Origin of the sequence: Pseudoalteromonas sp. SG43-1 (assembly GCF_014164415.1) — a bacterium.
Classification (GTDB): domain Bacteria; phylum Pseudomonadota; class Gammaproteobacteria; order Enterobacterales; family Alteromonadaceae; genus Pseudoalteromonas; species Pseudoalteromonas distincta.
Window position 1 is genome coordinate 14,747 of the sequence record NZ_JACJFD010000005.1, and the last position, 24,460, is coordinate 39,206.

General features: G+C 38.7%; 22 protein-coding genes. 9 read left to right on the forward strand and 13 right to left on the reverse strand.

Going from position 1 to position 24,460, the window contains the following annotated elements; all coding sequences use genetic code 11:
* Nucleotides 1–16 precede the first annotated feature (16 nt).
* From H5159_RS05755 to H5159_RS05765, 3 genes are all read right to left on the reverse strand, one after another.
* A complete protein-coding gene (locus H5159_RS05755) occupies nt 17–1,021 on the reverse strand; it encodes a LacI family DNA-binding transcriptional regulator (protein WP_010552528.1) in 1,005 nt (334 codons plus the stop codon).
* A 62-nt stretch (nt 1,022–1,083) separates the two neighbouring features.
* Nucleotides 1,084–2,406, reverse strand: a complete 1,323-nt coding sequence (locus tag H5159_RS05760) for a glycoside-pentoside-hexuronide (GPH):cation symporter (RefSeq protein WP_024606445.1) — start codon at nt 2,404–2,406, stop codon at nt 1,084–1,086.
* A gap of 46 nt (nt 2,407–2,452) precedes the next feature.
* The gene (locus H5159_RS05765; protein WP_182779937.1) at nt 2,453–3,781 is read right to left on the reverse strand and encodes a GH1 family beta-glucosidase; all 1,329 of its coding nucleotides are present in this window, start codon (nt 3,779–3,781) and stop codon (nt 2,453–2,455) included.
* A gap of 258 nt (nt 3,782–4,039) precedes the next feature.
* Between H5159_RS05765 and H5159_RS05770 the strand changes: the two genes are divergently transcribed.
* Together H5159_RS05770 and H5159_RS05775 are read left to right on the forward strand one after the other, a co-directional pair.
* The gene (locus H5159_RS05770) at nt 4,040–5,314 is read left to right on the forward strand and encodes a sugar MFS transporter (protein WP_182779939.1); all 1,275 of its coding nucleotides are present in this window, start codon (nt 4,040–4,042) and stop codon (nt 5,312–5,314) included.
* Nucleotides 5,314–7,866: an exo 1,3/1,4-beta-D-glucan glucohydrolase gene (locus H5159_RS05775; RefSeq protein ID WP_182779941.1), complete on the forward strand. Its 2,553-nt coding sequence runs from the start codon at nt 5,314–5,316 to the stop codon at nt 7,864–7,866. The genes H5159_RS05770 and H5159_RS05775 overlap by 1 nt, the downstream gene beginning before the upstream one ends.
* Before the next feature lie 134 nt (nt 7,867–8,000).
* Here H5159_RS05775 and H5159_RS05780 read toward each other — a convergent pair whose 3' ends face one another.
* Entirely contained in the window at nt 8,001–9,164 is a 1,164-nt protein-coding gene (locus H5159_RS05780; RefSeq protein WP_182692543.1) for a GGDEF domain-containing protein, read from the reverse strand.
* A gap of 155 nt (nt 9,165–9,319) precedes the next feature.
* Nucleotides 9,320–10,210, reverse strand: a complete 891-nt coding sequence (locus H5159_RS05785; RefSeq protein WP_182692544.1) for a TIGR01777 family oxidoreductase — start codon at nt 10,208–10,210, stop codon at nt 9,320–9,322.
* 170 nt (nt 10,211–10,380) lie between these two features.
* On the opposite strand from H5159_RS05785, the gene H5159_RS05790 reads away from it, so the two are divergent.
* Nucleotides 10,381–11,418: an AI-2E family transporter gene (locus H5159_RS05790; RefSeq protein WP_024595420.1), complete on the forward strand. Its 1,038-nt coding sequence runs from the start codon at nt 10,381–10,383 to the stop codon at nt 11,416–11,418.
* A 69-nt stretch (nt 11,419–11,487) separates the two neighbouring features.
* Here the strand turns inward: H5159_RS05790 and H5159_RS05795 are convergent, their stop codons facing one another.
* From H5159_RS05795 to H5159_RS05820, 6 genes are all read right to left on the reverse strand, one after another.
* Complete coding sequence (locus H5159_RS05795) at nt 11,488–12,567, reverse strand: FAD-dependent oxidoreductase (protein WP_182779942.1); 1,080 nt, start codon at nt 12,565–12,567, stop codon at nt 11,488–11,490.
* Nucleotides 12,568–12,690: 123 nt separating this feature from the next.
* Entirely contained in the window at nt 12,691–13,101 is a 411-nt protein-coding gene (locus H5159_RS05800) for a hypothetical protein (RefSeq protein WP_024595418.1), read from the reverse strand.
* Nucleotides 13,088–14,425, reverse strand: a complete 1,338-nt coding sequence (locus tag H5159_RS05805) for an ATP-binding protein (protein WP_024606453.1) — start codon at nt 14,423–14,425, stop codon at nt 13,088–13,090. The genes H5159_RS05800 and H5159_RS05805 overlap by 14 nt, the downstream gene beginning before the upstream one ends.
* A complete protein-coding gene (locus H5159_RS05810) occupies nt 14,419–15,093 on the reverse strand; it encodes a response regulator transcription factor (RefSeq protein ID WP_007375447.1) in 675 nt (224 codons plus the stop codon). The genes H5159_RS05805 and H5159_RS05810 overlap by 7 nt, the downstream gene beginning before the upstream one ends.
* Nucleotides 15,094–15,095: 2 nt before the next feature.
* The gene (locus H5159_RS05815) at nt 15,096–15,353 is read right to left on the reverse strand and encodes a PepSY domain-containing protein (protein WP_024594903.1); all 258 of its coding nucleotides are present in this window, start codon (nt 15,351–15,353) and stop codon (nt 15,096–15,098) included.
* 160 nt (nt 15,354–15,513) lie between these two features.
* On the reverse strand, nt 15,514–15,816 hold the full coding sequence (locus H5159_RS05820) for a YciI family protein (protein ID WP_024599115.1): 303 nt from the start codon (nt 15,814–15,816) through the stop codon (nt 15,514–15,516).
* Between the two features lie 189 nt (nt 15,817–16,005).
* Between H5159_RS05820 and H5159_RS05825 the strand changes: the two genes are divergently transcribed.
* Nucleotides 16,006–17,430 (forward strand): sodium-dependent transporter, encoded by a 1,425-nt coding sequence (locus H5159_RS05825; protein WP_024606454.1) that lies wholly within the window; start codon nt 16,006–16,008, stop codon nt 17,428–17,430.
* A gap of 274 nt (nt 17,431–17,704) precedes the next feature.
* Complete coding sequence (locus tag H5159_RS05830) at nt 17,705–18,157, forward strand: hypothetical protein (protein ID WP_024599117.1); 453 nt, start codon at nt 17,705–17,707, stop codon at nt 18,155–18,157.
* Between the two features lie 70 nt (nt 18,158–18,227).
* Here H5159_RS05830 and glp read toward each other — a convergent pair whose 3' ends face one another.
* On the reverse strand, nt 18,228–19,445 hold the full coding sequence (glp, locus tag H5159_RS05835; RefSeq protein WP_182779943.1) for a gephyrin-like molybdotransferase Glp: 1,218 nt from the start codon (nt 19,443–19,445) through the stop codon (nt 18,228–18,230).
* 96 nt (nt 19,446–19,541) lie between these two features.
* On the opposite strand from glp, the gene modA reads away from it, so the two are divergent.
* From modA to H5159_RS05850, 3 genes are read left to right on the forward strand one after another with little or no spacing between them, the layout of a single operon-like run.
* Entirely contained in the window at nt 19,542–20,243 is a 702-nt protein-coding gene (modA, locus tag H5159_RS05840) for a molybdate ABC transporter substrate-binding protein (protein ID WP_259395917.1), read from the forward strand.
* Nucleotides 20,230–20,907: a molybdate ABC transporter permease subunit gene (gene modB, locus H5159_RS05845; RefSeq protein WP_007375247.1), complete on the forward strand. Its 678-nt coding sequence runs from the start codon at nt 20,230–20,232 to the stop codon at nt 20,905–20,907. Before modA ends, modB begins: the two co-directional genes overlap by 14 nt.
* 1 nt (nt 20,908) lies before the next feature.
* On the forward strand, nt 20,909–21,937 hold the full coding sequence (locus tag H5159_RS05850; protein ID WP_182779944.1) for an ATP-binding cassette domain-containing protein: 1,029 nt from the start codon (nt 20,909–20,911) through the stop codon (nt 21,935–21,937).
* On the opposite strand, the gene moeB is transcribed toward H5159_RS05850, so the two are convergent.
* A complete protein-coding gene (gene moeB, locus H5159_RS05855; protein WP_182716363.1) occupies nt 21,938–22,696 on the reverse strand; it encodes a molybdopterin-synthase adenylyltransferase MoeB in 759 nt (252 codons plus the stop codon).
* Between the two features lie 288 nt (nt 22,697–22,984).
* Between moeB and H5159_RS05860 the strand changes: the two genes are divergently transcribed.
* Complete coding sequence (locus H5159_RS05860) at nt 22,985–24,454, forward strand: NarK family nitrate/nitrite MFS transporter (protein WP_024603790.1); 1,470 nt, start codon at nt 22,985–22,987, stop codon at nt 24,452–24,454.
* Nucleotides 24,455–24,460: the final 6 nt, after the last annotated feature.

Genomic DNA, 24,460 nt, shown 5'->3' on the forward strand with positions numbered 1-24,460 from the left:
TTTTAGTCTTTGGTTTTTATTTAATAAGTGGTGCTGATGAATCGCGCTGCATTAAAGTAGGTTCAAAAAAGCGATTTATAACGAGGTTTTTATTTTGATATACGTCTTTAAGCACTAATTTAGCTGCCATTTCGCCCATTTTCCCGACCGGATTATCTATGGTCGTGAGTGTAGGGTATAGGTAGTTTGCAAAAATAACGTTATCAAATCCAACAATCGATAAATCAATTGGTAAGTTATAACCGTGCTCTCGTGCATACTTCATGGCACCGGAAGCCATTTCGTCATTGGCGCATACCAGTGCAGTAAAGCTAAGTTTTTCATCAATAAAATGTTTTAAGCCTTTACTACCGCCAGTTTCGTTAAAGTCGCCAATATAATAAAGCGTAGGATCAAATTTAACACCAGCCTCTGTGAGTGCTTGTTTGTGACCTTCAAGTCTATTAAATGCATCGGCTTTAAACTGCGGGCCTGCAATATACGCTATTTGTGTATGGCCTTGATTTAATATCGATTTAGTGGCTAGGTAACCACCTAATTGATTATCTAGGCTGATACAGTTGTCTTTTAGTTGCTCTACGTAACGGCTCATTAAATAAACGGGTGTAGAGCCTTGGCTTAATTTTATTAGGTAGTCGTCTGAGACGGCTTCAACGTGCAAAATAATGGCATCGCAGCGTCTGCTAATTAAAAACTCAATGCCTTCTTGTTCTTTGTCTTCTTCACTGTGTCCGGTGGTAATAATAACGTGTTTACCCGCAGCACGAAGCTCTGATTCAATACCTGCCATCATTTGGGCAAAGAAAGGACCATGTAACTCAGACACTAAAATACCGACACTGTTAGTACAGTTAGAGGCTAAAGATTGCGCTATTGAATTAGGCTTGTAGCCAAGCTGCGCCATAGCATCAAGCACTTTTTGTTTAGTTTTATCGCTTACACGGGTATTTTTGTTCATCACGCGAGAAACGGTGGCTAACGATACGCCCGCAAGCTCTGAGACTTGATAAATTGTTGCCATGTTATTTGTTCACTCGCTTATCCTTAACTACTTCGGCTAAATAATACCTTAGAGTATATATCTTAACTAGCTGTTAGTTTAGATTGAATATTTTCAACAACCTGATTAGTCAGTGTATATTTTTTCATTATGTAGGCAACAAATAATGAGCCAAAAGCAGGTAGTACAGTGAATGACAGTAAAATACCGTGTTGGGTATCAAGAGTTTGTACTGCATCGGCCTGATAACTGTAAAAAGATAACAACCAGCCTGCAATTGCGCCGCCTACCGCCACGCCCATTTTAATAAAAAATATGACGCCTGAATAAACTAAACCCGTAATGCGTACACCTGTTTTTTCATGCCCGTAATCTATGGTGTCGGCCATTTTGGCCCACAACAAAGGGGTTGCCATATCTAAAAAGAACTTCCATAAAATAAAGGCAGTAAATGCGAGTACTAATTGATCTTTACTAATAAAGTAGCTAAAACCACAAATAGCGGCAGCAATAACTTGTAAGCTTATATAGGCTTTTATTTTACAAAAGCGCTTTGCAAGTGGTTGAGCTAAAGCACACCCTAGCATGCTTGCTGCAACGCCTAGTGTCATAAATAAGGTGATTAGATCGTCTCGACCTAAATAGTATTTTACGTAGTAAACAGCAAGCGTAAGCCTTAATACTTGACCGGTAAGTAAAAAAAACGCAGCTAAGCAAAGTGTTCGCCATTGATCGTTTTTAATTAATGCTTTAATACTTTGGGCAAAAGGAATGTTTTGCTCTTTTGGCTGTTGTATACGCTCTTTTGTGCCTAAAAAACAAAGTAAAAAAAGTACAAAGCCTAAAATGCTCATTGCAGTCATGGTGTATTGATAGCCCTTAGCAGCATCGCCTTGGCCAAAGTACTCAACCATTGGCATAGTACAACCCGCTACTATTACGCCGCCTAACATACCAAATACAAACCGGTAAGACTGAATAGTCACGCGCTCTTTTACATCTGCAGTAAGTACACCGCCCAATGCACAATAAGGAATATTGATAGCGGTGTAAGCCACCATAAGTAGTGTGTAAGTAGTAAAGGCATAAATTATTTTATCGGTGCCTTCTAAATCAGGCGTAGTAAACGCTAAAATACTAATAATGGCAAAAGGAAGTGAAAGCCAAAGTAGGTAGGGGCGAAAGTGCCCCCAGCGCGTATGTGTTTTGTCAGCAAGGTTGCCCATTAATGGGTCGGTTACGGCATCAAAAATACGTACTGCTAAAAACATAGTACCGACAACAGCGGGTGATAAACCCACTACGTCTGTGTAGTACAGCATTAAAAACATCATAACTGTTTGAAAAATGATATTACTGGCGGTGTCGCCTAAGCCATACGCTATTTTTTCTTTTACACTGACCATGATTATTTATCCCGCTTTATACTTGTTTTTAGTTATGGGTATGCTCTTATCTTTTAGAGATGAGTTCTTTATAAGCTAAGCCACTTTTTTTAATAGTGCGTTGCTGGGTTTTATAATCTACATACACAATACCAAAACGTTTTAAATAGCCTTCAGCCCATTCAAAGTTATCCATTAGACTCCAAGCAAAGTAGCCATGTATAACAACACCTTGTTCAATTGCATTATGAACCGCGTTTAAATGAGTATTATAATAACTTAAACGGTCTAAGTCGTTAACTGCACCATTATTATACGTATCGGGCATTGCTGCACCATTTTCGGTTATATAAATAGGCGGTAAGGTGTATGTTTTATTAAGCGATACGAGCAAGTCGGTGAACGATTGCGGGTAAATTTCCCACCCCATATCAGTTAGCGGGCCCGTAGGTGAAATAGGCTCATAAATGTCAGCAGGGTGCGCTTTATAAACTTGGCGGGTATAAAAGTTAATACCTAAGTAATCAATTGGCTGAGAAATTAATTCCATATCACCTGGGTGTATTTCTGGTAAATGATCCTCAGGTAGTTGGTTAATTATATCAGGGTATTTACCGTCCATTATTGGTTTCATGTACCACTGATTTAAATAGTCATCAGCGTATTTTGCACTGTCTATGTCTTGTTGAGTATCTGTAAGCGGGTAGGCGGGTGTAAAGTTAAGCACAATGCCGTTTTGAGTATCAGGCGATGTTTTATTTAGCACGTTCATAGCCAGACCATGAGCGAGTAATAAGTGATGAGCTGCTTTTTTACCATACTGCTTGCCTACTAGACCTGGGGCATGTATGCCAATTTCGTAACCCAAAAATGCGCTGCAAAAGGGTTCGTTTAATGTAGCGTAAGAATACACTCGTGTTCCAAATGCGTTAGTAATTAGTTCTACGTACTGCTCAAATGCATAAGCTGTTTTTCTGTTAAGCCAGCCGCCTTCATCTTCAAGGTGTTGCGGTAAATCCCAGTGATACAAAGTAACAAAGGCTTTTATATTTTTTCGTTTTAGCTCATCTAAAATATCAGTATAAAACTTAACGCCTACAGGATTTAACTTTCCGTCTTGAGTCATAACGCGAGGCCATGAAATAGAAAGCCTGTAAGCATCAACACCTAGAGACTCTATTAAATCTATGTCTTGTTGCCAATTGTTGTAATGATCGCAGGCAATATGACCATGTGAATTATCAGCAATTTTACCTGCAGTACTACAAAAGGTATCCCAAATACACGGTAAGCGATGCTCATACCCGCCCTCTATCTGAAATGATGCTGTTGCTACACCATAAACAAAGTCTTTTGTTAATAGAGGTGAATTAAATGGTAATGATATTTTTGTCATTGGTTACAAACCTTTTTGAGAACTTAATTGCACGCTTAGCGCCTATTTTTACTGACTTTCAGCGGTTACAAAACATTATTAAAAATAAAAGTTGTTGAAATATGTAACATGTTCGTATTTAATTAGCCGTGAAAGCGCTTACATTTTTAGATTAATGTTAATTAATCTTCAGGTCAACTCTTTAATACTGCGCCTTAGCGGGGTTTGTATTAATTACTTACTGAAGATCAATTTATAATAATAAATTGCGGAGAGCACATGGCTAGTTCAGCACCACTGACATCACACACACAGTCGCAAAACCACCAAGATAAAAACTATGGTTTTGCACTTACATCTTTAACTTCACTATTTTTTATGTGGGGTTTTATTACCTGCTTAAATGATATTTTGATTCCGCATTTAAAAGCGGTTTTCGATTTAACTTATGTTCAAGCAATGCTTGTGCAGTTTTGCTTTTTTGGCGCTTACTTTTTAATGTCACTCCCTAGTGGATACATTGTTAAAAAGCTTGGTTATAAAAAAGGAATCGTGGTTGGTCTTTTAATTGCGGCAGTAGGGTGTATCTTATTTTACCCAGCAGCGTCTTTACATAGTTACTCTGTATTTTTATTCGCTTTATTTGTACTTGCCAGCGGCATAACGTTATTGCAAGTATCTGCTAATCCTTACGTAAGTTTGTTGGGCTCACCAAAAACTGCGTCATCTCGACTTACGCTTACCCAAGCTTTTAATGCATTAGGTACCACTGTTGCGCCATCATTTGGTGCTCTGTTAATTCTAGACTCAGCGTCAGAAGCCTTTTTAACACCGGCTCAAAATGCAGAGTCAGTTCAACTTCCTTACCTCCTTTTAGCTGCAATGCTTATTTTACTAGCCGGTATTTTTGCTTGGCTTAAATTACCAGACATTATGAGCGAGCAAAAAGCAGAAGCCGAAAAATCAGAGGCAATTGAAGGCAGTGCTTGGCAGTATCGCCATCTTGTATTAGGTGCTGTGGGTATATTTATGTATGTAGGCGCCGAGGTGGCAATTGGTAGCTTTTTAGTAAGCTTTTTAGCACAAGAAAATATAGCAGGGCTAAAAGATAATGTTGCAGCTCATTACATCACTTATTATTTTGGTGGTGCTATGGTTGGACGTTTTATTGGTGCTGCTGTAATGCAAAAACTACCCGCAGGTAAAGTACTTGGCTTTAACGCAACCATGGCTATTATTTTAGTCATTATTGCCATGAGCACGTCGGGTCAATTAGCAATGTGGTCAATACTATTGGTTGGTTTATTCAATTCGATTATGTTCCCAACTATTTTTAGTTTAGCGTTAAATGGACTTGGTAAGCATACCGCTCAAGGCTCTGGTATTTTGTGTTTGGCGATTGTAGGTGGTGCAATAGTGCCACTTTTACAAGGTGCGCTTGCTGATAGTGTGGGTGTTCAACTTTCGTATGTTTTACCTATTTTATGTTACATATTTATTGTTTTTTACGGCCTACGAGGCAGCAAACCAGTATTAGTGAAGGAGCCATCATAATGAAAACGACTTTTAAACTTAATGCATTAGCAATTGCAACGTTAGTAGGAAGTGTTACTGCACTAAGCGGATGTACTAACGAAAGCAATGTTGAAAAAGTAAATGTTGAAGCGCAATCAAAGCTTGAGAAAATTTGGCCAAAGCTTTCAATTGCAGTGAAAAAAGACCCAGCTATTGAAGCTCGAATTGTCACGTTTTTAGAAAATATGACGCTTGAGCAAAAAGTAGCGCAAATGATTCAACCAGAAATTCGTGATATTACCGTTGAAGACATGCGTAAATATGGTTTTGGCTCTTACCTCAATGGCGGTGGTGCTTTTCCTAATGGCGATAAGCATGCAACGCCAGAGGATTGGGTTGCACTTGCAGAAAAAATGTATCAAGCATCTATTGATGACTCAGTGGACGGCAGCAAAATTCCAACTATGTGGGGCACCGATGCAGTACATGGGCATAATAACGTAATTGGCGCGACACTTTTTCCACATAACATTGGTTTAGGCGCAGCTAATAACCCAGATTTAATAGAGCAAATAGCGTCTATTACCGCAGTAGAAGTAATGGCTACGGGGATAGATTGGGTATTTGCACCCACTGTAGCAGTAGTACGAGACGACCGTTGGGGCAGAACGTACGAAGGCTATTCTGAAGATCCAAAAATTGTTCACGATTACTCAGCAGCGATTGTAAATGGATTGCAAGGTAAAGCCGATGGCGACTTTTTAAGTGATAAGCGCGTTATTAGCACGGTTAAGCACTTTATAGGCGATGGCGGCACCGTTGATGGAGATGATCAGGGAAATAATATAGACAGCGAGCAATCGCTATTTGATATTCATGCCCAAGGTTACGTAGGTGGTTTGTCGGCGGGTAGTCAATCTGTTATGGCGTCTTTTAATAGCTGGAATGGCGTTAAAAATCACGGCAATAAATACTTACTTACAGATGTATTAAAAACACGTATGGGTTTTGATGGTTTTGTAGTGGGTGATTGGAACGGCCATGGGCAAATTAAAGGCTGTACTAACGAAAGCTGCCCAGAAGCGGTAAATGCTGGCCTTGATATTTTTATGGTGCCAACAGGCGCGTGGAAGCCGCTATATGAAAATACAATTGCACAAGTAAAAGCAGGTAAAATAAGTATGAGCCGCATTGATGATGCGGTTGCACGTATTTTACGCGTTAAGTTACGCGCTGGGTTATTTGAAAAACCAAGTCCGGCTAAGCGTTTGTACTCGGGTAAAACAGAGCTTATTGGCGCGCAAGCGCATCGCGAAGTAGCACGCCAAGCTGTGCGCGAATCGCTTGTATTACTTAAAAATAAAAATAACCTATTACCTATCGCAGCTAATCAACGCGTGCTTGTTGCAGGTGATGGTGCCGATAACATAGGTAAACAGTCGGGTGGTTGGAGTATTACGTGGCAAGGGACTAATAATAAAAATGCAGATTTCCCAGGAGCAACGTCAATTTACAAAGGGCTTGAAGAGCAAATATCTGCAGCAGGTGGAAGTGTTACTTTAAGTGCTGATGGTACGTTTGAACAGCGTCCTGATGTTGCCATTGTTGTATTTGGTGAAGAACCTTACGCAGAAGGGCACGGCGATAAAGATAACCTTGAGTTTGAGCGCGGAAATAAAAAGTCATTAGCACTTTTAAGCTCGTTAAAAGAGCAAGGCATCCCTGTTATATCTGTGTTTATTTCTGGTCGCCCTATGTGGGTGAACAGCGAACTTAACGCATCTGATGCGTTTGTAGCTGCATGGTTACCAGGTACAGAAGGTGCGGGTATTGCTGATGTGTTATTAAAAGCGGCAGACGGCACCATCCAAAATAACTTTAAAGGTAAGCTATCGTTTTCTTGGCCTAAATCGGCGGTACAAACTGCGGTTAATAGAGGCGATGAAAATTACGATCCATTACTTCCTTATGGTTTTGGTTTAACGTATGGCGATAAAAACGTGCTAGCTGACGACCTTGATGAAGACTCTAAACTTGATAACTCAGGGCTTACGAGTATGGATATACTTGTTGGTGCACCTGTAGCACCATGGCGCTTATTGTTAAAATCGGGCGATGAGCTTTTAGATGTATCGAGTAGTACCCATGAATTTGGTGCAATTAAATACCGTACTGAGGACAAAACAGTACAAGAAGACGCGCGCCAATTTAACTTCAGCGGTGCAGAAAAAGCTAGTGCTGAAATAGTAACAAGCTTTGCAGAAGATACCATTGCCTACGTCGAAGCAAACAGTGTGATTAGCTTTGATATTAAATTAAACGAGGCACTAACGAGCGATGTAGCCCTTGCTATGACTTGTTCTGGTGAGTGTGGTGCAAGCATTGATTTAGCAAACGTAGTTGATAAAACTATTGAAAATAAATGGCAGTCAGTATCAATCGATTTAGGTTGTTTTGCTGATAAGGGTGTTAATTTTGCAAGCCTAACAAGCCCATTTAGCTTACACAGCAATGGTAAAGCATCAATTTCTGTAGCTAATATTCAGTTTGTACCAAATAAAGCGGACGAGGCTACGCTGTCTTGTAAGTAGTTTATTAACTCTATTGTGTGTATACCAAAGCCCTTCTAATGAAGGGCTTTTTTTATGGATAGATGTTAGCTAGATAAAATATGGTAGTTTAAATATAGTTGTTTTTAATGCGCTTATAAGTCACTTAAAAGCAATTAACTTTTCGTGAGTAAGTTTTTTTCATCAAAGGTTACTACTTTGTCTCGGCCAGTTTCTTTAGCTAAGTAAAGGCGTTTATCGGCATAAGCGAGCAGTTCTTTTATAGTTGCATTCCCATTAATTGCATTACTTACCCCAGCGCTTACGGAAAGTTTTATATGCTGATTTTCATGATAAAAAGCTTGAGTGCTTATATTCTTTCTTAATAGCTCAGCATCACTTTTTGCTGCACCAAGGGTGTAATCAGGTAGTAAAATGGCAAATTCTTCTCCGCCAATTCTGGCACTAATACCTACATTTAAAAATTGCTCTTTAATAAAGTGAGATATCCACTTAATTGCGTGGTCGCCCGCTTCGTGACCAAACTGATCGTTTACACGTTTAAAAAAATCAATATCGAGCAAAATAACAGACACATTTTTGTCTATATTTTTAGGATCACTTAGTGCTTCTTTACTTTTTGTAAAAAAGCCACGGCGATTAAGTAATTGGCTTAAAGTATCGGTGTTAGCAAGGCTTGAAAGTGTATGCTCTGTATTAGAAGCCAGCAGGTATGGCAATATTAGTGCGCTACAAGTGGCCAAAATTAAATGACTACTTAAGATAAGTTGCAGTGGCTCTATGTAGTTTGGCGAATTAATACTAAAAATAGATATTGCCAATAGTGTTGTTTGTATGAGCATTAAAATGCTGTGAATTGAAAAACAAACTATCAGCGCTTTTTTTTGCAAAGTGGCTACAAAGTTCATCTGCTTAATAATATATGCGGAATATAGGTATAAAACCGAAATAATTAAGCTTGTCAGCATTTGCCCTGCAGGGTCTGAATATATGGGTAATAAAGCAACCCCCGTTAATCCAAGGAGACAATAAAGAGGTTTTAAGTTTAGTGCCTTACTGTGCTTATATTTATTTAACCCAATAATAATTAATAATGGACTTAGTAATATAAAAATATCAGCCAAATAGTGTGTAATAAAAGGCGCGTCTATTACTAACTTTAAACAGGCAAGTAACTCGGCAAATGCAAAGGTAATGCATGCTAGGCCAAATAATAAAAATGATGTTTGTTTTTTAAAGTTATGTACGGATAAAAAAAACAAGCCTATTAATACGTTAAGAATAAAAGAGAGACTGATCACAGTAGGCAGGTGTAGCATTTAAGATTCTCTTTTATTAAAGATAGGCGTGGTTGGTGTGGAAAACTTGCTGATTATTATGTATTAATGTTTAAAGGTCAATATGGGTAAAAAGTAGTAATTTACCCATATATCTAATTTGAAAGGGATTTTAACTGAACGAATATTAACGCCCGCTAAACCAAGCTCTCTAAAGCCGATTTTATATCAGGATGATGAAAACGATAATTGTTAACGAGTGCCTTTTTAGGGATTACAAATTGCCCCGTTGTTAGTAAGTCTGACATTTCACCCATTAATAGTTTAAGTACTGGGGTTGGCATAGTGATAAATGCAGGTCGAGAGAGCGCCTCGCCTAAGCTTTTACTAAATTGAGCATTGCTTACAGGGTTGGGTGCTGTTGCGTTAACAGGGCCTGATATTTCTGGGTGTTTAATAATAAAGAGTATTAGCTGAATCATATCGTCGATGTGTATCCACGACATGCCTTGCTCGCCATTACCAATCGGGCCACCCAGGCATAATTTAAAAGCAGGTAACATTTTTCCAAGTGCACCTCCTTTTTTAGCTAAAACAATACCCGTTCGCAAAAGGCATACTCTGGTTTGTTCTGATTGGGCGAGTAGTGCTGCATTTTCCCAGTCTTTACAAAGCTGGTGGCTAAATTCATCGTGTGGGCGTTCAAAAGTTTCATCAATAGGATTACTATTTTGTCGACCATAAAAACCAATTGCACTGCCAGATATAAAAGTATGCGGGGGTATACTACAGGCTTTAATCGCTTGACTAATTTGCTGTGTAATATCAATACGACTGTTTCGTATTATTTGCTTTTGTTTGTCGCTCCAGCGTTTATTTACAATCGGCTCGCCAGCGAGATTAATAACGATATCAACAGTGTTAAAGTCAACATCACTAATGTCACTTACGGCTTTAACTTTGTGGCCTAATAATACGTTTGCTTTAGTTGGATTGCGGCTAAGTACAGTAACAGTATTATGATGAAGTAAAAAAGGGCATAAGTGCTTACCAATTAATCCGGTCGCGCCAGTTATAAATATATGCATTATTCATCCTTACAATAAAATAGAAGCAAGTGATTAAAAAACATACTCACTAGCAAACAGCTTTGCAAATTTATACGTAAAACAGGCTTTTATGATCACTTCGTAATTATTTCATTTAATTACCTTTTGCCTTACACTGGGACGATATAGTTAATAAAAGGATTAATAAATTGGCAAGTTTAACTGGAGTAAATAAAAGCTTAATAGTTTTTGCTTCCTTAGTAGTGGTCCTCGCTGGAATAAAAGCCGCGAGTGTAATTATTATTCCGTTTATTTTGGCGGCATTTATTGCCATTATTTGTAACCCGCTTATCAAGTTTTTTGCGCGCTACAAAATTCCTAAAGGCATTGCAGTTATGTTGGTCGTGCTGATTATAGTTGGCTTAGGGGTAAGCCTTGGCGGGCTTGTAGGGCAATCTATCAACGACTTTTCTCAGCAGCTTCCTGAGTATAAAACACAACTTAAAGAAGAGTTTGTGTGGCTGGTCGATTTAGCATCTCAATACAACATACTGATCAATAAAGATCAGTTAATTAATATGTTCGACCCTGGCAAAATGGTTGATGTGGCCACTAATATGCTCACTGGGTTAGGTGGCGTAATGGCAAACATGTTTTTAATTATTTTAACGGTTGTTTTTATGCTGTTTGAAGGGCCAATGCTGAGCAAGAAAATACATATGGCACTTGAAGACCCTGATAGTAAAATGAAGCAAATTGACCGCTTTTTAGAATCTATTAATTCATACTTGGCAATTAAAACGCTAGTAAGTTTAGGGACGGGTATTATTGCTGCGTTTTACTTATGGATTTTAGACGTTGACTACTTTGTGCTTTGGGGCGTGTTGGCATTTATGTTCAATTACATTCCAAATATAGGTTCAATTATTGCGGCTGTACCAGCTGTATTACTTGCCCTTATTACTCAAGGCCCATTAGTGGCAGGACTTGTTGCTGCAGGATATTTAACAATAAATACGGTAATGGGTAATATTGTAGAGCCTAAATTTTTGGGTAAAGGGCTGGGTCTTTCAACGTTAGTGGTGTTTTTATCATTAATATTTTGGGGCTGGTTATTAGGTACTGTGGGTATGCTTTTATCTGTACCATTAACAATGATTGTAAAAATAGCCCTAGAAGCCAGTGCAGAAGGCAAGTGGGTTGCCACTTTATTGGGCAGTGGTGAAGACGTTACTAAAAATAACTAACATTTATAACCATCAAGGGCTGTAAAATTAAAACCCTTGATGGTTAAGTTATCAATAAATACAGGGCTATTAATTAATAAACGATTTAATAGCGTCATCCACTGCGTATATTGCGCCTTCTAAATATCCTGCTTCTTGTTTTGCAAACTCACTCGCTACAAAATGAATATTAAGGTTACTTAATTGCTCTTCCAAGTTTGAAAAATCAAATTCTGGGTGCTGTGAAGGCTGAGTTTGATCGTCTTTATTAGCTACAAATTTATCCTCTGCCCAGTCTTTAATAAAGTATCCGGTTGCCTTTTCAGCATCCTTACCATAAAAGTAGCTGAGCTGTTGGGCACAGGCTTGAATTAATTGCTCTTGAGTTACTTGGTTTCGTGATAAGTAGGGCACACCTATAAAGCCAAATAATGCGGCGTAATTACTATCCTCAGCACTGGCATCGTGAATCTCGACCATAGGGCCTACGCGGCTAAAGCTTTGCCCAGATAAGTTTTTATCACGCCAAAATGCATGTTCAAAAGTAGCTATAAACTTGGCTTGTCCTGCCATCCATGTAGGTACGCTGCTAAGGCGGTTTATGAGTGTTGGAGTCGCCCATAGTTCAGGTGTTAAATGCGTTGTAACCATACGAGGAGGAATTGCTGAAATTAATTTGCCAGTAGTAAAGTGCTTTATATTGCCTAAGTGATTAACCGTAATTAGCCAGTTATTATCACCTTTTTTAAGCTCAGTGACATGATGTTCTAATAATATTGAATCAGGATTAAGTTTCTCATATAAGGCAGTTATTAAGGTATTCATGCTGTGTTTGAGTCTAAATAGTTGCATATCTCCAGCACCTGCAATTTGTTGAAGTTGTTTGAAGTTAGGTGCTTGATATAACACATCACCTTTATGGTATTGCTCAAATATACTTAAGTTGAGTGACTTTATTAGCGCTTGAATTTTTGGTTGGTGGGGAAATATCCACGTAGGACCCAAATCAAAACTAACATCGTTATTTATTGGTGATTGCGCGGCAAAAATTCGGCCACCTAATTGCGATTTAGCTTCTAATAATAAGTACTCAATATTAAGTAGTTGTAATTTATACGCACTGTATAAACCAGCAAGTCCGCCACCTATAATAATTACTGGTTTGGTCATCTGTTTATCCATTAGTTTTTAGCAATCTACTAGTAGGTAGTTTGTTTTGGTATGAATAAATTGTCAAGTAAGCTATAGGGAGTGAGTAAAGAAACGTAACTAGTTTAGTGTGCTTAAGTTACGTCAAAATGGGTGTTTTAGTGATTCTGTAAATTGATTTATAAGCTCAATTTCACACAGTTTATAGCTAATGGCTGCGGTTGTCGCATTAGGAAGTTTTATTAAGTAACGCCATTGGCAGGCGCTCTCAAGGTACTTTTCATTATTTTTAATGCTGCGCATAAATAACGGCAGCACTTGCGTATTGCCTGTGCTTTCTTGTGACTTAGTTAGCTCATATTTACGCTTTTGTATCCAACTGCCTTGTGCTTGTTTTGCTTTATCAATTTGGCTATCTAGGCATTGAATATATCGCTTAGCTTCATCGGTTGTTGCTTTAGCGGCTAAAGTACATGCTTCATCTGCAAAGCTGTATTGGCTTGAAGCTAATAACACAATGGCAGTTAGTTTTAATAAATAGTTACTTTTTGTCATTGTAATTAAACTCTAAAATAAATTGAGCGCCGCCTAAGTTATCAGCTTCTGTAATGGTAAGTGTACCGCGATAGGACTTAACCAAGTCAGATACAATTGCCATCCCTACGCCGTGTCCGCTTTCGTATGTATCCAGACGAGTACCCCGTGTAAGTAGGGATTCACGTTTGTCCTCTGGCACGCCAGGACCATCATCGCTAATTCCAATACATAAAGTTTTGCTTTGAATAACTTGTATTGCTACTTGTGAGCGACACGCTTTACAGGCGTTATCAATCAAGTTACCGAGTAATTCCATTAAATCTGTTTGATCGCCTAAAAAATAATCTTTTTCGGTTACAGTGCAGCTAAAAATAATATCTTTATCACGATATACTTTTGCCATAGCACTGAGTATTGAATCGAGTACTGGCTTAATAGGGGTTTGTTTTTTCCACGTGTCTGATGCGCCCGTTGCAGCACGTTTTAATTGGTGCTCGATCATCACATTAATGCGGTCGAGTTGTTCTTGTGCATCGGCATCGTTTGCCAATGGACTTGATTTTAATACAGCAAGCGGCGTTTTGAGTGCATGAGCAAGATCGCTCAATGAGGCTCTATAGCGTTCTTTTTGGCGTTGTTGCGACTCAAGTAGCAAGTTTAGATCTGCTTTTATTGTTTGCAGCTCTACTGGGTAGAGGCCTTTAATTTCTTGAATATCGCCTGATTCAATCGCTTTTATTTCTTTATCGAGTCGTTGGAGTGGGCGAGCGCTCCAAATGAAACCAATCGCCATCAGGCCTGCGATTGCAATCCCCATGATAAACATCCAATCTACAAGGGTTTGCTTAAAGCCATCCATTAAACGAAGTAGAGCGTCGTTACGTTTAACTAATATAAAGCGAGCTTGTTCTGATTGATCTATGTTATTTAAAATTACAGTCAGGCTAAGTTGCCAGTACGCGGTGTTATTATACTCCACGCGCCTGAAATCGGCAGCACCGGCTTTGGTTTCTATTTGTTGAGGTACATAGTTTAAGTTTACAGCCGATTCTGAGTTCCAAACAGGATCATCATCGCGGTAAATCATAGCGTAGGTATCTGAATTTAATCTGTTTAACTCAGGCGCTAAAATAGTGCTGGGCATAATAATACCATGCTCAGTAAAGTCGACTTCAGATATTAGCGAGTAAAGCTGTGCTTCGAGAGTTTTTTCAGTCGCATCAACAAGTGAAGCGTAATACGCTTTGCCAATTGAATAAAATAAGATAGGGAGCGCGACTAATAAAACAAAGACAAGGATAAATCCTTGCCTTATTTTTAACGATATTTGCGGTATTACCACTGGCTTTTAAGCCTGTAACCACGCCCACGTAGTGTTTCTACTGGGTTTAGTACGCCTTCAGGGTCAAGCTTTTTACGCAAACGTAGTACAAATACTTCAATTACGTTTGAATCAAGGTCGAAATCTTGGTCGTAAATGTGCTCAGTCAGTTCTGATTTAGAAATTACTTTTTGCGGATTTACCATTAAGTATTCAAGTACTTTATATTCGTAAGCTGTCAGGCTAAGTTCTTTGTCATCAACCCATACTTGTTGTGAACGTGTATGGATTTTAATTGGACCTGCAGTCATTTCTGGATTTGCTTTACCAGCACTGCGACGAATTAATGCATTACAACGGGCAATAAGCTCTTCAACATGAAATGGCTTAGTAAGGTAGTCATCGGCACCTGCATCTAAACCTTCTACTTTATCTTGCCAGCGATCGCGCGCGGTTAAGATTAAAATAGGGATTGTAATGCCTTGTGCTCGTGCTTTATTAATTAGCTCAATACCGTCTATTTTAGGTAAACCTAAATCAACTACGGCCATATCAAGCGGGTATTCTGTAATGTGGAAAAGACCTGCTTCACCATCGTGGCATAAATCCACGCTGTAACGTTCTTTTTCTAAGGCATTACGTAGGTTATCTGCTAAATGTAAATCGTCTTCTATAACTAAAATTCGCATTTTTAATCCTTTTTCACTTCGCCGGTTTTTTTATTAATATGTAAATCAACGACGTGGCCGTCAGATTTGAGTATTCGTACGGTATAAAAATCTGTTTTTTCGGTAATTTTTAAGGTCTTACCGCCAATTGTTTTCTTTGCGAGTATTACGGCTTTCTTTTTGTCCACCTCAGCATGAGATGCTTGGGTGGCGGTTGCTGCTTGACTAAAGTTAGCTAAGCTAACACAAGCAATAAAACCGAGGCTTAATAATACGCGCATAATGGAAAACTCCTAGACCAGACTCACTTAGTTTAATTAACTAAGTTACTAAAATTCAAGTAAAAACGGTAAATTCGTTTTTATCCTGGTAATTTTAATTAAAAACCTGTGAACAAACCCTGAATTACAGTGCAACGCACGCTCTAGGGTTTAATACTTTTTAAGCAGGAAATACCTTTTTAAAAGGTTTAACAATTGTATTTTCATAGATGCCAGCGGCAACGTAAGGGTCTGCTGCTGCCCACTCTCGAGCTGCTTCAATTGATTCAAATTCAGCAACCACTAATGAACCGGTAAAACCTGCTTCTTGAGGATCTTCACTATCGACTGCCGGTAATGGACCGGCGGTAAGTAGACGGTTTTGTGAATCAAGCTCACTAAGGCGTGCTAAATGTGCCGGGCGTGCTGCTTTTCTAAGCTCTAAGCTGTTTTCAACGTCTGTTGAGTGAATCATGTACAACATAAGGAATCTCATAAAAATTGTTAAATTTGATTAACGCAATACTACCACAGCGTTGAAAATTGGTGAATTAAAAGCGTATTTACACAGGTTTACACTTCGATTTTATTTTTAAGCTGTAATTGCTTGAAAATCTCTGTGTAACACTGGTAGAGTCGCTGAAATATACAAAATAATAAAAAGGTTTTATGCATGAGCGAAAATAGAGAACGATTTAGTTCCCGCCTTGGATTCATAATGGCAGCGGCCGGTTCAGCTGTTGGTATTGGTAATTTAGTTGGTTTTCCGGTTTCTGCTACTAAAAATGGTGGTGGCGCATTCTTATTAATTTACGCTTTATTTGTCATATTCATTTGTTTACCAGTCATGATGGCTGAAATGGCAATGGGTCGTAACGCTCAAAAAGATCCACTTGGTTCGTACAAACTATTATCTAATAACGATAAAAAATGGAAGTTAGCTGGGTTTTTTGCGGTGCTTACACCATTTATGATTGCTGTATTTTATATGGTGATTACGGTTTGGATCTTTGGTTATTTAACGCAAACAGGCCTCGGTAATTTAGATTTACTTGCAGATCCTGGCCACTTTGGTGTTTTTATTAATAGTTACACTGTGTTTGGTTATATGGCTGTTGTGGTTATTATGGTGAACTTAATTTTGTTAGGTGGTGTTAAACAAGGCATAGAAAAAGCCGCCAAATTTTTAATGCCCGCTTTATTAGTTATGCTACTAGCTCTAGTTACTTATGTATTAACGCTTGATAACGCAATGGCCGGTGTTAAATACTATATTATTCCTGATTTTTCTAAAATGAATGCAAGTGTCTTAAATGGCGCATTAAGCCAAGCGTTTTTCTCGCTATCGCTGGGTATGGGTATATTAATGACTTACGCGTCGTACATTTCTAAAAAAGATGACATTGTAAGCAGTGCTAAAATGGTCGCTATTACTGACTCACTCGTTGCGTTTGTAGCGGGGCTAATGGTGTTGCCAGCGATATTTAGCTTTGACCCAAATACAGACCCATCAGCACTTTCTGATTCGTCCGTATCAATGATTTTTGTATACCTACCTAAAATATTATTAGCACTGCAAAATGATATTGGTTATGTAGGTGCGTCTATTGTTGCGTTCTCATTCTTCTTATTAGTATTTTTTGCAGCGATTACTTCACTTGTTTCAATAGTGGAAGTACCGACAGCAACACTAAGCGACCGTAAAGGTATTAGCCGTAAAAAAGCACTGGGCATCCTTACACTTTCAACCGGTGTACTTACTATTTTATGTACAATGTCGTTTGGTATGATTGACAGCCTTACATCTTTCACCAGTTATGGCGGCGTTAGTAAGAGCTTTTTTGATATTATTGTTGATGTATTTTACGACACAATTTTACCGCTTAATGGCTTAATGGTGTGTTTGTTTGTAATGTACCGCTGGAAAAAAGCACGCTTAACACAAGAGCTAAGCTTAGGTTCGCCTAATTATGCGGGAAGCTTGATGGAAAAGTACGTTAACTTTTCACTTTCAACGTTTATTCCTGTCATTCTAGCTGTAATATTTATAAATACAGTGGCGACTAAGTTTTTTGATTTAAAAATATTTGGTTTTTAATAGGCCTCTTTAAAAGCTTATTGAATAATATAATGCCGCTCAGTTAAGCTTAGCGGCATTTTTTATAGGCGTTTTTTACAGGTATCTGGTCTAACTATTATACCAACCTGCATAAATCTTTGATCAATTTAACGAATTAAATTGCACTATAACGTCGTTAAAAATTTTTTATTTAGAACAACTAGATACAAAAATTTTTGCCTAGTTCTAGCGTAATTTTCTTAACGTTAAATAGACCCCATATATAAGCAGATTGGTATTAAAGGGATTTAAAATGAATAAAATTATTATTGGGTTTGCTTTTGCTATTTCATCATTTGGCGCATTTGCACAAAGTACTGATGATTGGCCAGAAGGCGGTGCAATGCACACGGGCAATACTTATAATTTAGAGGGCAATAGATACAAAACTAAAATCAGTAAAATGATGGATGAGATCTACCCGCAACTAACTGATGATTACCAAGTAGATGCAGTTAAAGCGCAAATAAAAGCATGGGAGCAGTATATAGATGCTACATGTAACGTTGTTGGCATAGCAACGGGTGCCGGTGGCTCTTGGCCCTCAACGTATAGTGTTAAATGCGAAAGAAGCCTAAGTTATGATAGATACTTTGCGACTAAAAATGCGCTGAAGTGTGTTAATAGGTTGAGCAAAGAAGAGTTTGTAGGACGTAGCGAAAAGTTAAACTGTTTAATCCAAACTCTAAACATAAAAATATTTTAAATTAGAGTAGCGCTACAGCTAAATTATACAGTTAGCTGTAGCATGTTAGGCTTTATAACACCTCAATACTTTATAGCAACTCAATACTTACTGTTGCGCCTTTTTCGATATTGCCGCTTTGTGCTGGCACTACAATTAAGCAGTTAGCTTTACTAAGCGACGAAAGTACACCCGAGCCCTGTTTATTAAACGGGGCAACCATCAAGTCACCTTGTTCGTTAATTGTTGCAGTACCGCGTTGAAAGTCGGCTCTGCCAGGGCGCTTTTTAATAACGGATGTAGTAACAGCGTTAAAGCGCATTTTAGGGTTTACTTCACCAAGACCCGACAGTTTTTGCAGTGCAGGCTCTACTAACTGATTAAATGTAACAGCGGCCGATACAGGGTTACCTGGCAAGCCAAAAAAGTAACTGTTACTTAGTTTACCAAAGGCAAAAGGTTTGCCTGGTTTCATGGCTATTTTCCAAAAGTGAATTTCACCAATTTCGTTGAGCACTTCTTTAGTAAAGTCGGCTTCTCCAACCGATACGCCGCCTGAGCTTATTACGGCATCGGCAAGTTCATTCGCTTTTAAAAATGCATTGGTGATGAGTTCTTTGTCATCAGGGATTATTCCTAAATCGATCACGTCGATATTTTTTTGTTGCAGCGCACTAATAATAACAGCGCGGTTACTTTCAAAAATAGCGCCTTGCTTAAGAGGCTGACCAGGTTCAATTAGCTCATCGCCTGTAGAAAGTACGGCTATATTTAGGGTTCTTACCACATCTATATTCGCAATTCCTAAAGATGCCAGTAATCCCACATCAACGGCTTTTAATTTATCGCCTGCTTTTAAAATAACGTCTTCTATAGCAATATCTTCGCCAGCAAAACGCACGTTTTCATTTAGCTCAGGTTGCGCAGTAAACGTAATTTTATCGCCATCAACCGAGGCGTTTTCTTGCATTACAACGCCGTTAGCGCCAGGTGCAATGGCGGCGCCGGTCATTATTCTTACGCATTGCCCTGGGGTAAGTGTTCCTTCAAAAACTTGACCTGCAAACACGCTGCCTACTTGTGTGTAGGTTAAGCTTTTATCTGAAATACACAGCGCATAGCCATCCATTGCTGAGTTGTTATGAGCGGGTACGTTTATAGTTGACTTAACATCGCTTGCTAAAACGCGATCAACACTTTGCATTATAGAAATGGTTTCAACGTCTTTAACAGGCGTTATTGTGCCAAGTATATTTTGTATTGCAGTTTCAATTGGTAATAAACCGGGTGCATTGCAAACATCGTTCATATATATTGCTTACTTAAATCATTTTATTTTGAAACAATACTTATAATGTCAAAGCTTTACAATACATGGTTGGGTTATTTTTTGTGTGTGATATGCATGCTTTCGTGCAGCGTAAACGCAAAAGAAACGCTGCATGTAGCCGTAGCGAGTAATTTTAAAACTGTATTGGAAACCCTACTGAAAAAATCCCCATTACCTAATGTTGACGTGAAAATATCAGCCGCTTCTAGCGGTGTTTTATATTCGCAAATAGTACATGGCGCGCCATTTGATGTGTTTTTATCGGCCGACGATTTTCGCCCGCAATCGCTTATTAAAGAAGGTTATGCCGAGCAAAGTAGTTTGATCACTTACGCGTTAGGCGAACTTGCTTTGTGGCAACCCAAAGCTGAAAAAGTAAATGATAAAGTAGCCATTGCTAATCCGCGTTTTTCACCATACGGACGTGCCTCAGAGCACTACGCGAATAACCATTTTAAAAAACCAATAAATTATGTGTACGGGAATAATATTACGCATGCGTTTCAGTTTGTGCAAAGTGGTAATGTAGGAGTAGGGCTGGTGGCTGTTTCATCCCTAAAGGCGGCTTACCGTAACACGCAAGATCAAAAATATTTAGATTATACCGTGCTGCCTACCAATCAATATCCCGATATAATTCAACAAGGCGTTATTATTAGCTCGACTAAAAAACATGCTAGCGCTAAGCAACTTATGCAATTTTTAATGGCAGAAGCTACGCAGCAGCAGTTAATTGAATTAGGTTACAGAATAAAGGACAACAATGCTTCAAAGTGATTTAACCGCGCTGTGGTTAACTATAAAACTTGCCTTTATAACCGCAGTACTTCTTCTTATTTTTTGTATTCCTCTGGCTTACAAGCTCGCTGGCTATAACGGTAAATTTAAACCATTTTTAGAGGCATTAATTGCAATGCCTTTAGTGCTACCGCCTACGTTGTTAGGGTTTTATTTACTTGTTTTGTTTTCGCCTGATCACGCTTTTGGGCAGTTTTGGTTTTGGCTAACGGGTACGCAGCTTGCGTTTAGTTTTCAGGGCGTGGTTATTGGCTCGCTTTTTTATTCGCTGCCTTTTGTAATGCAGCCGCTTGTGGCTGGGTTTAAGCATATTAATCAAACCTATAACGAAGCTGCCATTGCGCTTGGATTAAGCCCATTTAAACGCTTTGTGCATTTAATTATTCCGCTTTTAAAACCCAGTATTGGTAGCGCATTTGCTTTAGGCTTTGCGCATACATTGGGTGAATTTGGTTTGGTATTAATGATTGGCGGTAATATTCAGGGGCAAACACAGGTGGTGTCTATTGCGCTTTATGACCATGTTGAATCGTTAAATTATACGGCGGCGCATCAGCTTTCACTTATTTTACTGGCTATTTCGTTTGCCTGTTTAGTGCTGTTATTTAAGTTTAATAAAAGCATTGTAGGGGTTAAGCAATAACATGATTAAGTTAAGCCTTTTTAAAGCACTCAATAATTTTGATTTAGATATAAACCTTGAGCTTGAGTCGTTTAATGTATTGGGTGTTTACGGTCCTTCAGGCTCTGGTAAGTCAACATTACTGCGTTGTATTAGTGGTTTAGAGCCTGCAAAAAGTGTTCATATTAATAATCAGCCAGTGCATGAGTTGCCAAGTGATAAACGCGGTATAACGCTTCAGTTGCAATCGTGCCCGTTGTTTCCTCATTTAGATGTGGCAGGTAATTTAGCGTTTACACAAAAACACTGCGAAAATAAGCAAACCAGCTTAACGCTTCAATACGTTGTTAAAACACTTGAATTACAAGATTTACTAAATCGTGATGTACAAAGCTTATCGGGTGGCGAGCGCCAGCGTGTAGTATTTGCGCGCACTTTGCTTGCCGGTCAAAAATTTATAATGCTTGATGAGCCTTTTAGTGCGCTTGATTGGTCATTGCGTTTTAAAACGCTCACTAAACTCAATGAGTTAGCCGTTAAGTTTAATATTAAATTTATAATAGTAAGTCACTCATTAAAAGAGCTGCTATTTTGCTGCGATATCCTTATTCAGCTTGATAAAGGTAAGGTGATAAACCAAGGTGCAAGTCCACACGTTGCAAAAGCTATCTATGCAAACGATAGGCAAACACCGCTGAGCTTAATTAATTACGATGTGGTCAAATTTGATGAAGACTACGGGCTATATCAACTGCAATTACAGCAAAGTGAGCAGCCGCTTTTTGTGCTCCCTGCACTTGTCGATAACAGTAATAAGCTAATTATAGAAAGTGATCAAATGTCGTTTAGTGCGTTAAAGCCTGAGCAAACAACGCACAGTAATGTTTTAAGGTCGGTATTAACTCAAGCTGAGCTTATTAATAATAAGTGGCAGTTAACGCTTAATGTAGATGGGCAAACTTTGTATTGCTTGGCTTCAAGACGAGTGTGGGATAAAAACGACTTTAAAGTGGGCGATGTGCTTTATACAACAATCAGTAATCTAGAATAACTAAATGCTGCACACTGCACATTGACTGTTTTTAGCTATTTTAAAACGATTAAATTCCATGCTTAAACCATCCACCAGCAATAAGTGCTCGCTTAAGCCACTTGGCAAACCAGCAAGCATTTTTAGCGCTTCAGTTGCCTGAATACTGCCTATTAGCCCCACAATAGGAGAAAGCACACCAGATTCGGAGCAGCTTTGTGTTTGTTCACTAAAAAATTGCGATAAACAACCATAACAATGGCTATTTTCATCCATAGTAAAACACGCGACTTGTCCTTCCATACGTATTGCAGAGCCAGACACAAGTGGAACTTTAGCTTTAAAACAAGTGCTATTAAGTGCGTTGCGCGTTGCTAGATTATCTGAGCAATCAATCACTATATCAATGTTATTAAATAGCTGTTCTGTAGAGGTATTTACATCAAAAAATGCCTCAATGGTGTTTATGTCTATTTCACTATTAAGTGCGTTAAGCTGTTTTTTTGCAGCACTGCATTTTGAGCTACCAATATCACTTTCTTTATACAGTATCTGCCTTTGCAGGTTGGTCACGTCTATTTCATCGTTATCAATTAAGGTGAGCGTGCCAACGCCTGATGCCGCTAAATATTGACTTACCGCACATCCAAGCCCACCCACACCAACAATTAATGCATGCGATTGCCATAGCTTCTCTTGTCCGTCTATATCGAGCTGCGGCAGCATAATGTGCCGAGAATAGCGTAGTTGCTGTAGGTACGTTAACGGTGCTTTTTGCATTTTTAAACATCTCATACTTTTTTTGAACAATACCAATTTGTTAAATCCTAGAGCAAGTAGTAACGCTTTTTATTTGCACTGTAACAGCCCATACCCCCTCACTCATATAGTGCAACTATAACGCATTAAAATAATAAATGCATATAACCAACTGAAATATATGGTTTTTAATTAGTGGCTCAGTAATTGCTCTATTGGGTTAACTAAAATTTAACAAAGTTTGGGCTGCTACTCATATAAAAGAGTGGGGCATTTATAAAACAATAATACGTTTACGAGGAAATAAACATGCAACCGAGTTCTGGATTTAACTTAATATCCTTTAAAGGAAAAATGAAAGTATTACATCTAAGTTGGATGGTCTTTTTTGTGTCATTTTTTGTATGGTTTAACCATGCTCCTTTATTGGGTGCAATTGCGGGCTCGCTTGGTATTACCATGGCACAAGTTAAAACATTACTAATTTTAAATGTAGCGTTAACTATTCCTGCCCGTGTTGTGGTGGGTATGCTGACCGATAAATTTGGTCCCCGGATTGTTTATACCGCGCTACTTATTACCTGTAGTATTCCGTGTTTTATGTTTGCTATGGCAACCACATTTGAACAAGCCGCTATAGCGCGTTTTGCGCTAGGCTTTATTGGTGCTGGCTTTGTTGTGGGCATTCGTATGGTGAGTGAATGGTTTCCTGCTAACGAGCTGGGCATAGCAGAAGGTATTTATGGCGGCTGGGGTAACTTTGGTTCAGCAGCAGCGGCTATGTTATTGCCAATTATTGCACTTATGTTTGGTGGCGAAGATGGTTGGCGTTACGCAGTAGGTTTAACGGGTGTATTAAGCGTTATATTTGGTATTATTTGGTACTTAAATGTAACCGATACACCAAAAGGCGGTACATACTTTAAGCCTAAAAAAGTAGGCGCAATGGAAGTAACCAGTAAAGGCGACTTTGTATTACTTCTTATTATGAAAATCCCTATGTATGGTGCACTAGCATTACTTACTTGGAAGCTTTCACCAACCGGTGCTAACCTAATTTCGGCTAACTTTGTACTTGCCGTGTATGCTTTTTTAGTTCTGCTTTATATTTACGAAGTGTATAAAACCTTTGACGTAAATGGTCATATTTTTAAAGAGCCTGTACCTGAGTCTCATCGTTATGAATTTAAGCAAGTGGCTGTTTTAAATATTTTATATTTTACAACTTTTGGTTCTGAGCTTGCAGTTGTATCTATGTTACCGCTATTTTTTATGGATGTGTTTGCGCTTGATATGGTGTACGCGGGTATTTTAGCCTCAGCTTATGCATTTATGAACTTAGCATCTCGCCCAGGTGGCGGTTGGATTTCAGATAAATTAGGTCGCCGTATTACCCTTATTGTACTTACAACGGGTCTTGCTGTTGGTTATTTTGTAATGGGCTTGGTTGATGCATCTTGGCCTTTATGGCTTGCAGTTGTTGCGGCTATGGCGTGTTCGTTCTTTGTGCAAGCTGGTGAAGGCGCTGTATTTGCCGCAGTACCGCTAATTAAGCGTCGTTTAACTGGGCAAATAGCTGGAATGACAGGTGCTTACGGTAATGTAGGTGCAGTAGTGTACTTAACGGCATTGTCACTTGTTGATTATCAAACTTTCTTTTTCATTATTGCGGGTAGTGCATTACTTGGTCTAGCTGCACTGTTTTTTATGAGAGAACCAGATGGCCATATTACCGAAGTAAATGAAGACGGCACCGTTGAACTTATTTCAGTGACTTAAGGCATT

Excerpts from the sequence above, each read along its gene's own strand:
- H5159_RS05755 (WP_010552528.1), bottom strand. The coding sequence starts at position 1,021 with ATGGCAACAATTTATCAAGTCTCAGAGCTTGCGGGCGTATCGTTAGCC.
- H5159_RS05760 (WP_024606445.1), bottom strand. The coding sequence starts at position 2,406 with ATGGTCAGTGTAAAAGAAAAAATAGCGTATGGCTTAGGCGACACCGCC.
- H5159_RS05765 (WP_182779937.1), bottom strand. The coding sequence starts at position 3,781 with ATGACAAAAATATCATTACCATTTAATTCACCTCTATTAACAAAAGAC.
- H5159_RS05770 (WP_182779939.1), top strand. The coding sequence starts at position 4,040 with ATGGCTAGTTCAGCACCACTGACATCACACACACAGTCGCAAAACCAC.
- H5159_RS05775 (WP_182779941.1), top strand. The coding sequence starts at position 5,314 with ATGAAAACGACTTTTAAACTTAATGCATTAGCAATTGCAACGTTAGTA.
- H5159_RS05780 (WP_182692543.1), bottom strand. The coding sequence starts at position 9,164 with ATGCTACACCTGCCTACTGTGATCAGTCTCTCTTTTATTCTTAACGTA.
- H5159_RS05785 (WP_182692544.1), bottom strand. The coding sequence starts at position 10,210 with ATGCATATATTTATAACTGGCGCGACCGGATTAATTGGTAAGCACTTA.
- H5159_RS05795 (WP_182779942.1), bottom strand. The coding sequence starts at position 12,567 with ATGACCAAACCAGTAATTATTATAGGTGGCGGACTTGCTGGTTTATAC.
- H5159_RS05800 (WP_024595418.1), bottom strand. The coding sequence starts at position 13,101 with ATGACAAAAAGTAACTATTTATTAAAACTAACTGCCATTGTGTTATTA.
- H5159_RS05810 (WP_007375447.1), bottom strand. The coding sequence starts at position 15,093 with ATGCGAATTTTAGTTATAGAAGACGATTTACATTTAGCAGATAACCTA.
- H5159_RS05815 (WP_024594903.1), bottom strand. The coding sequence starts at position 15,353 with ATGCGCGTATTATTAAGCCTCGGTTTTATTGCTTGTGTTAGCTTAGCT.
- H5159_RS05820 (WP_024599115.1), bottom strand. The coding sequence starts at position 15,816 with ATGTTGTACATGATTCACTCAACAGACGTTGAAAACAGCTTAGAGCTT.
- H5159_RS05825 (WP_024606454.1), top strand. The coding sequence starts at position 16,006 with ATGAGCGAAAATAGAGAACGATTTAGTTCCCGCCTTGGATTCATAATG.
- H5159_RS05830 (WP_024599117.1), top strand. The coding sequence starts at position 17,705 with ATGAATAAAATTATTATTGGGTTTGCTTTTGCTATTTCATCATTTGGC.
- glp (WP_182779943.1), bottom strand. The coding sequence starts at position 19,445 with ATGAACGATGTTTGCAATGCACCCGGTTTATTACCAATTGAAACTGCA.
- modA (WP_259395917.1), top strand. The coding sequence starts at position 19,542 with ATGCTTTCGTGCAGCGTAAACGCAAAAGAAACGCTGCATGTAGCCGTA.
- modB (WP_007375247.1), top strand. The coding sequence starts at position 20,230 with ATGCTTCAAAGTGATTTAACCGCGCTGTGGTTAACTATAAAACTTGCC.
- H5159_RS05850 (WP_182779944.1), top strand. The coding sequence starts at position 20,909 with ATGATTAAGTTAAGCCTTTTTAAAGCACTCAATAATTTTGATTTAGAT.
- moeB (WP_182716363.1), bottom strand. The coding sequence starts at position 22,696 with ATGCAAAAAGCACCGTTAACGTACCTACAGCAACTACGCTATTCTCGG.
- H5159_RS05860 (WP_024603790.1), top strand. The coding sequence starts at position 22,985 with ATGCAACCGAGTTCTGGATTTAACTTAATATCCTTTAAAGGAAAAATG.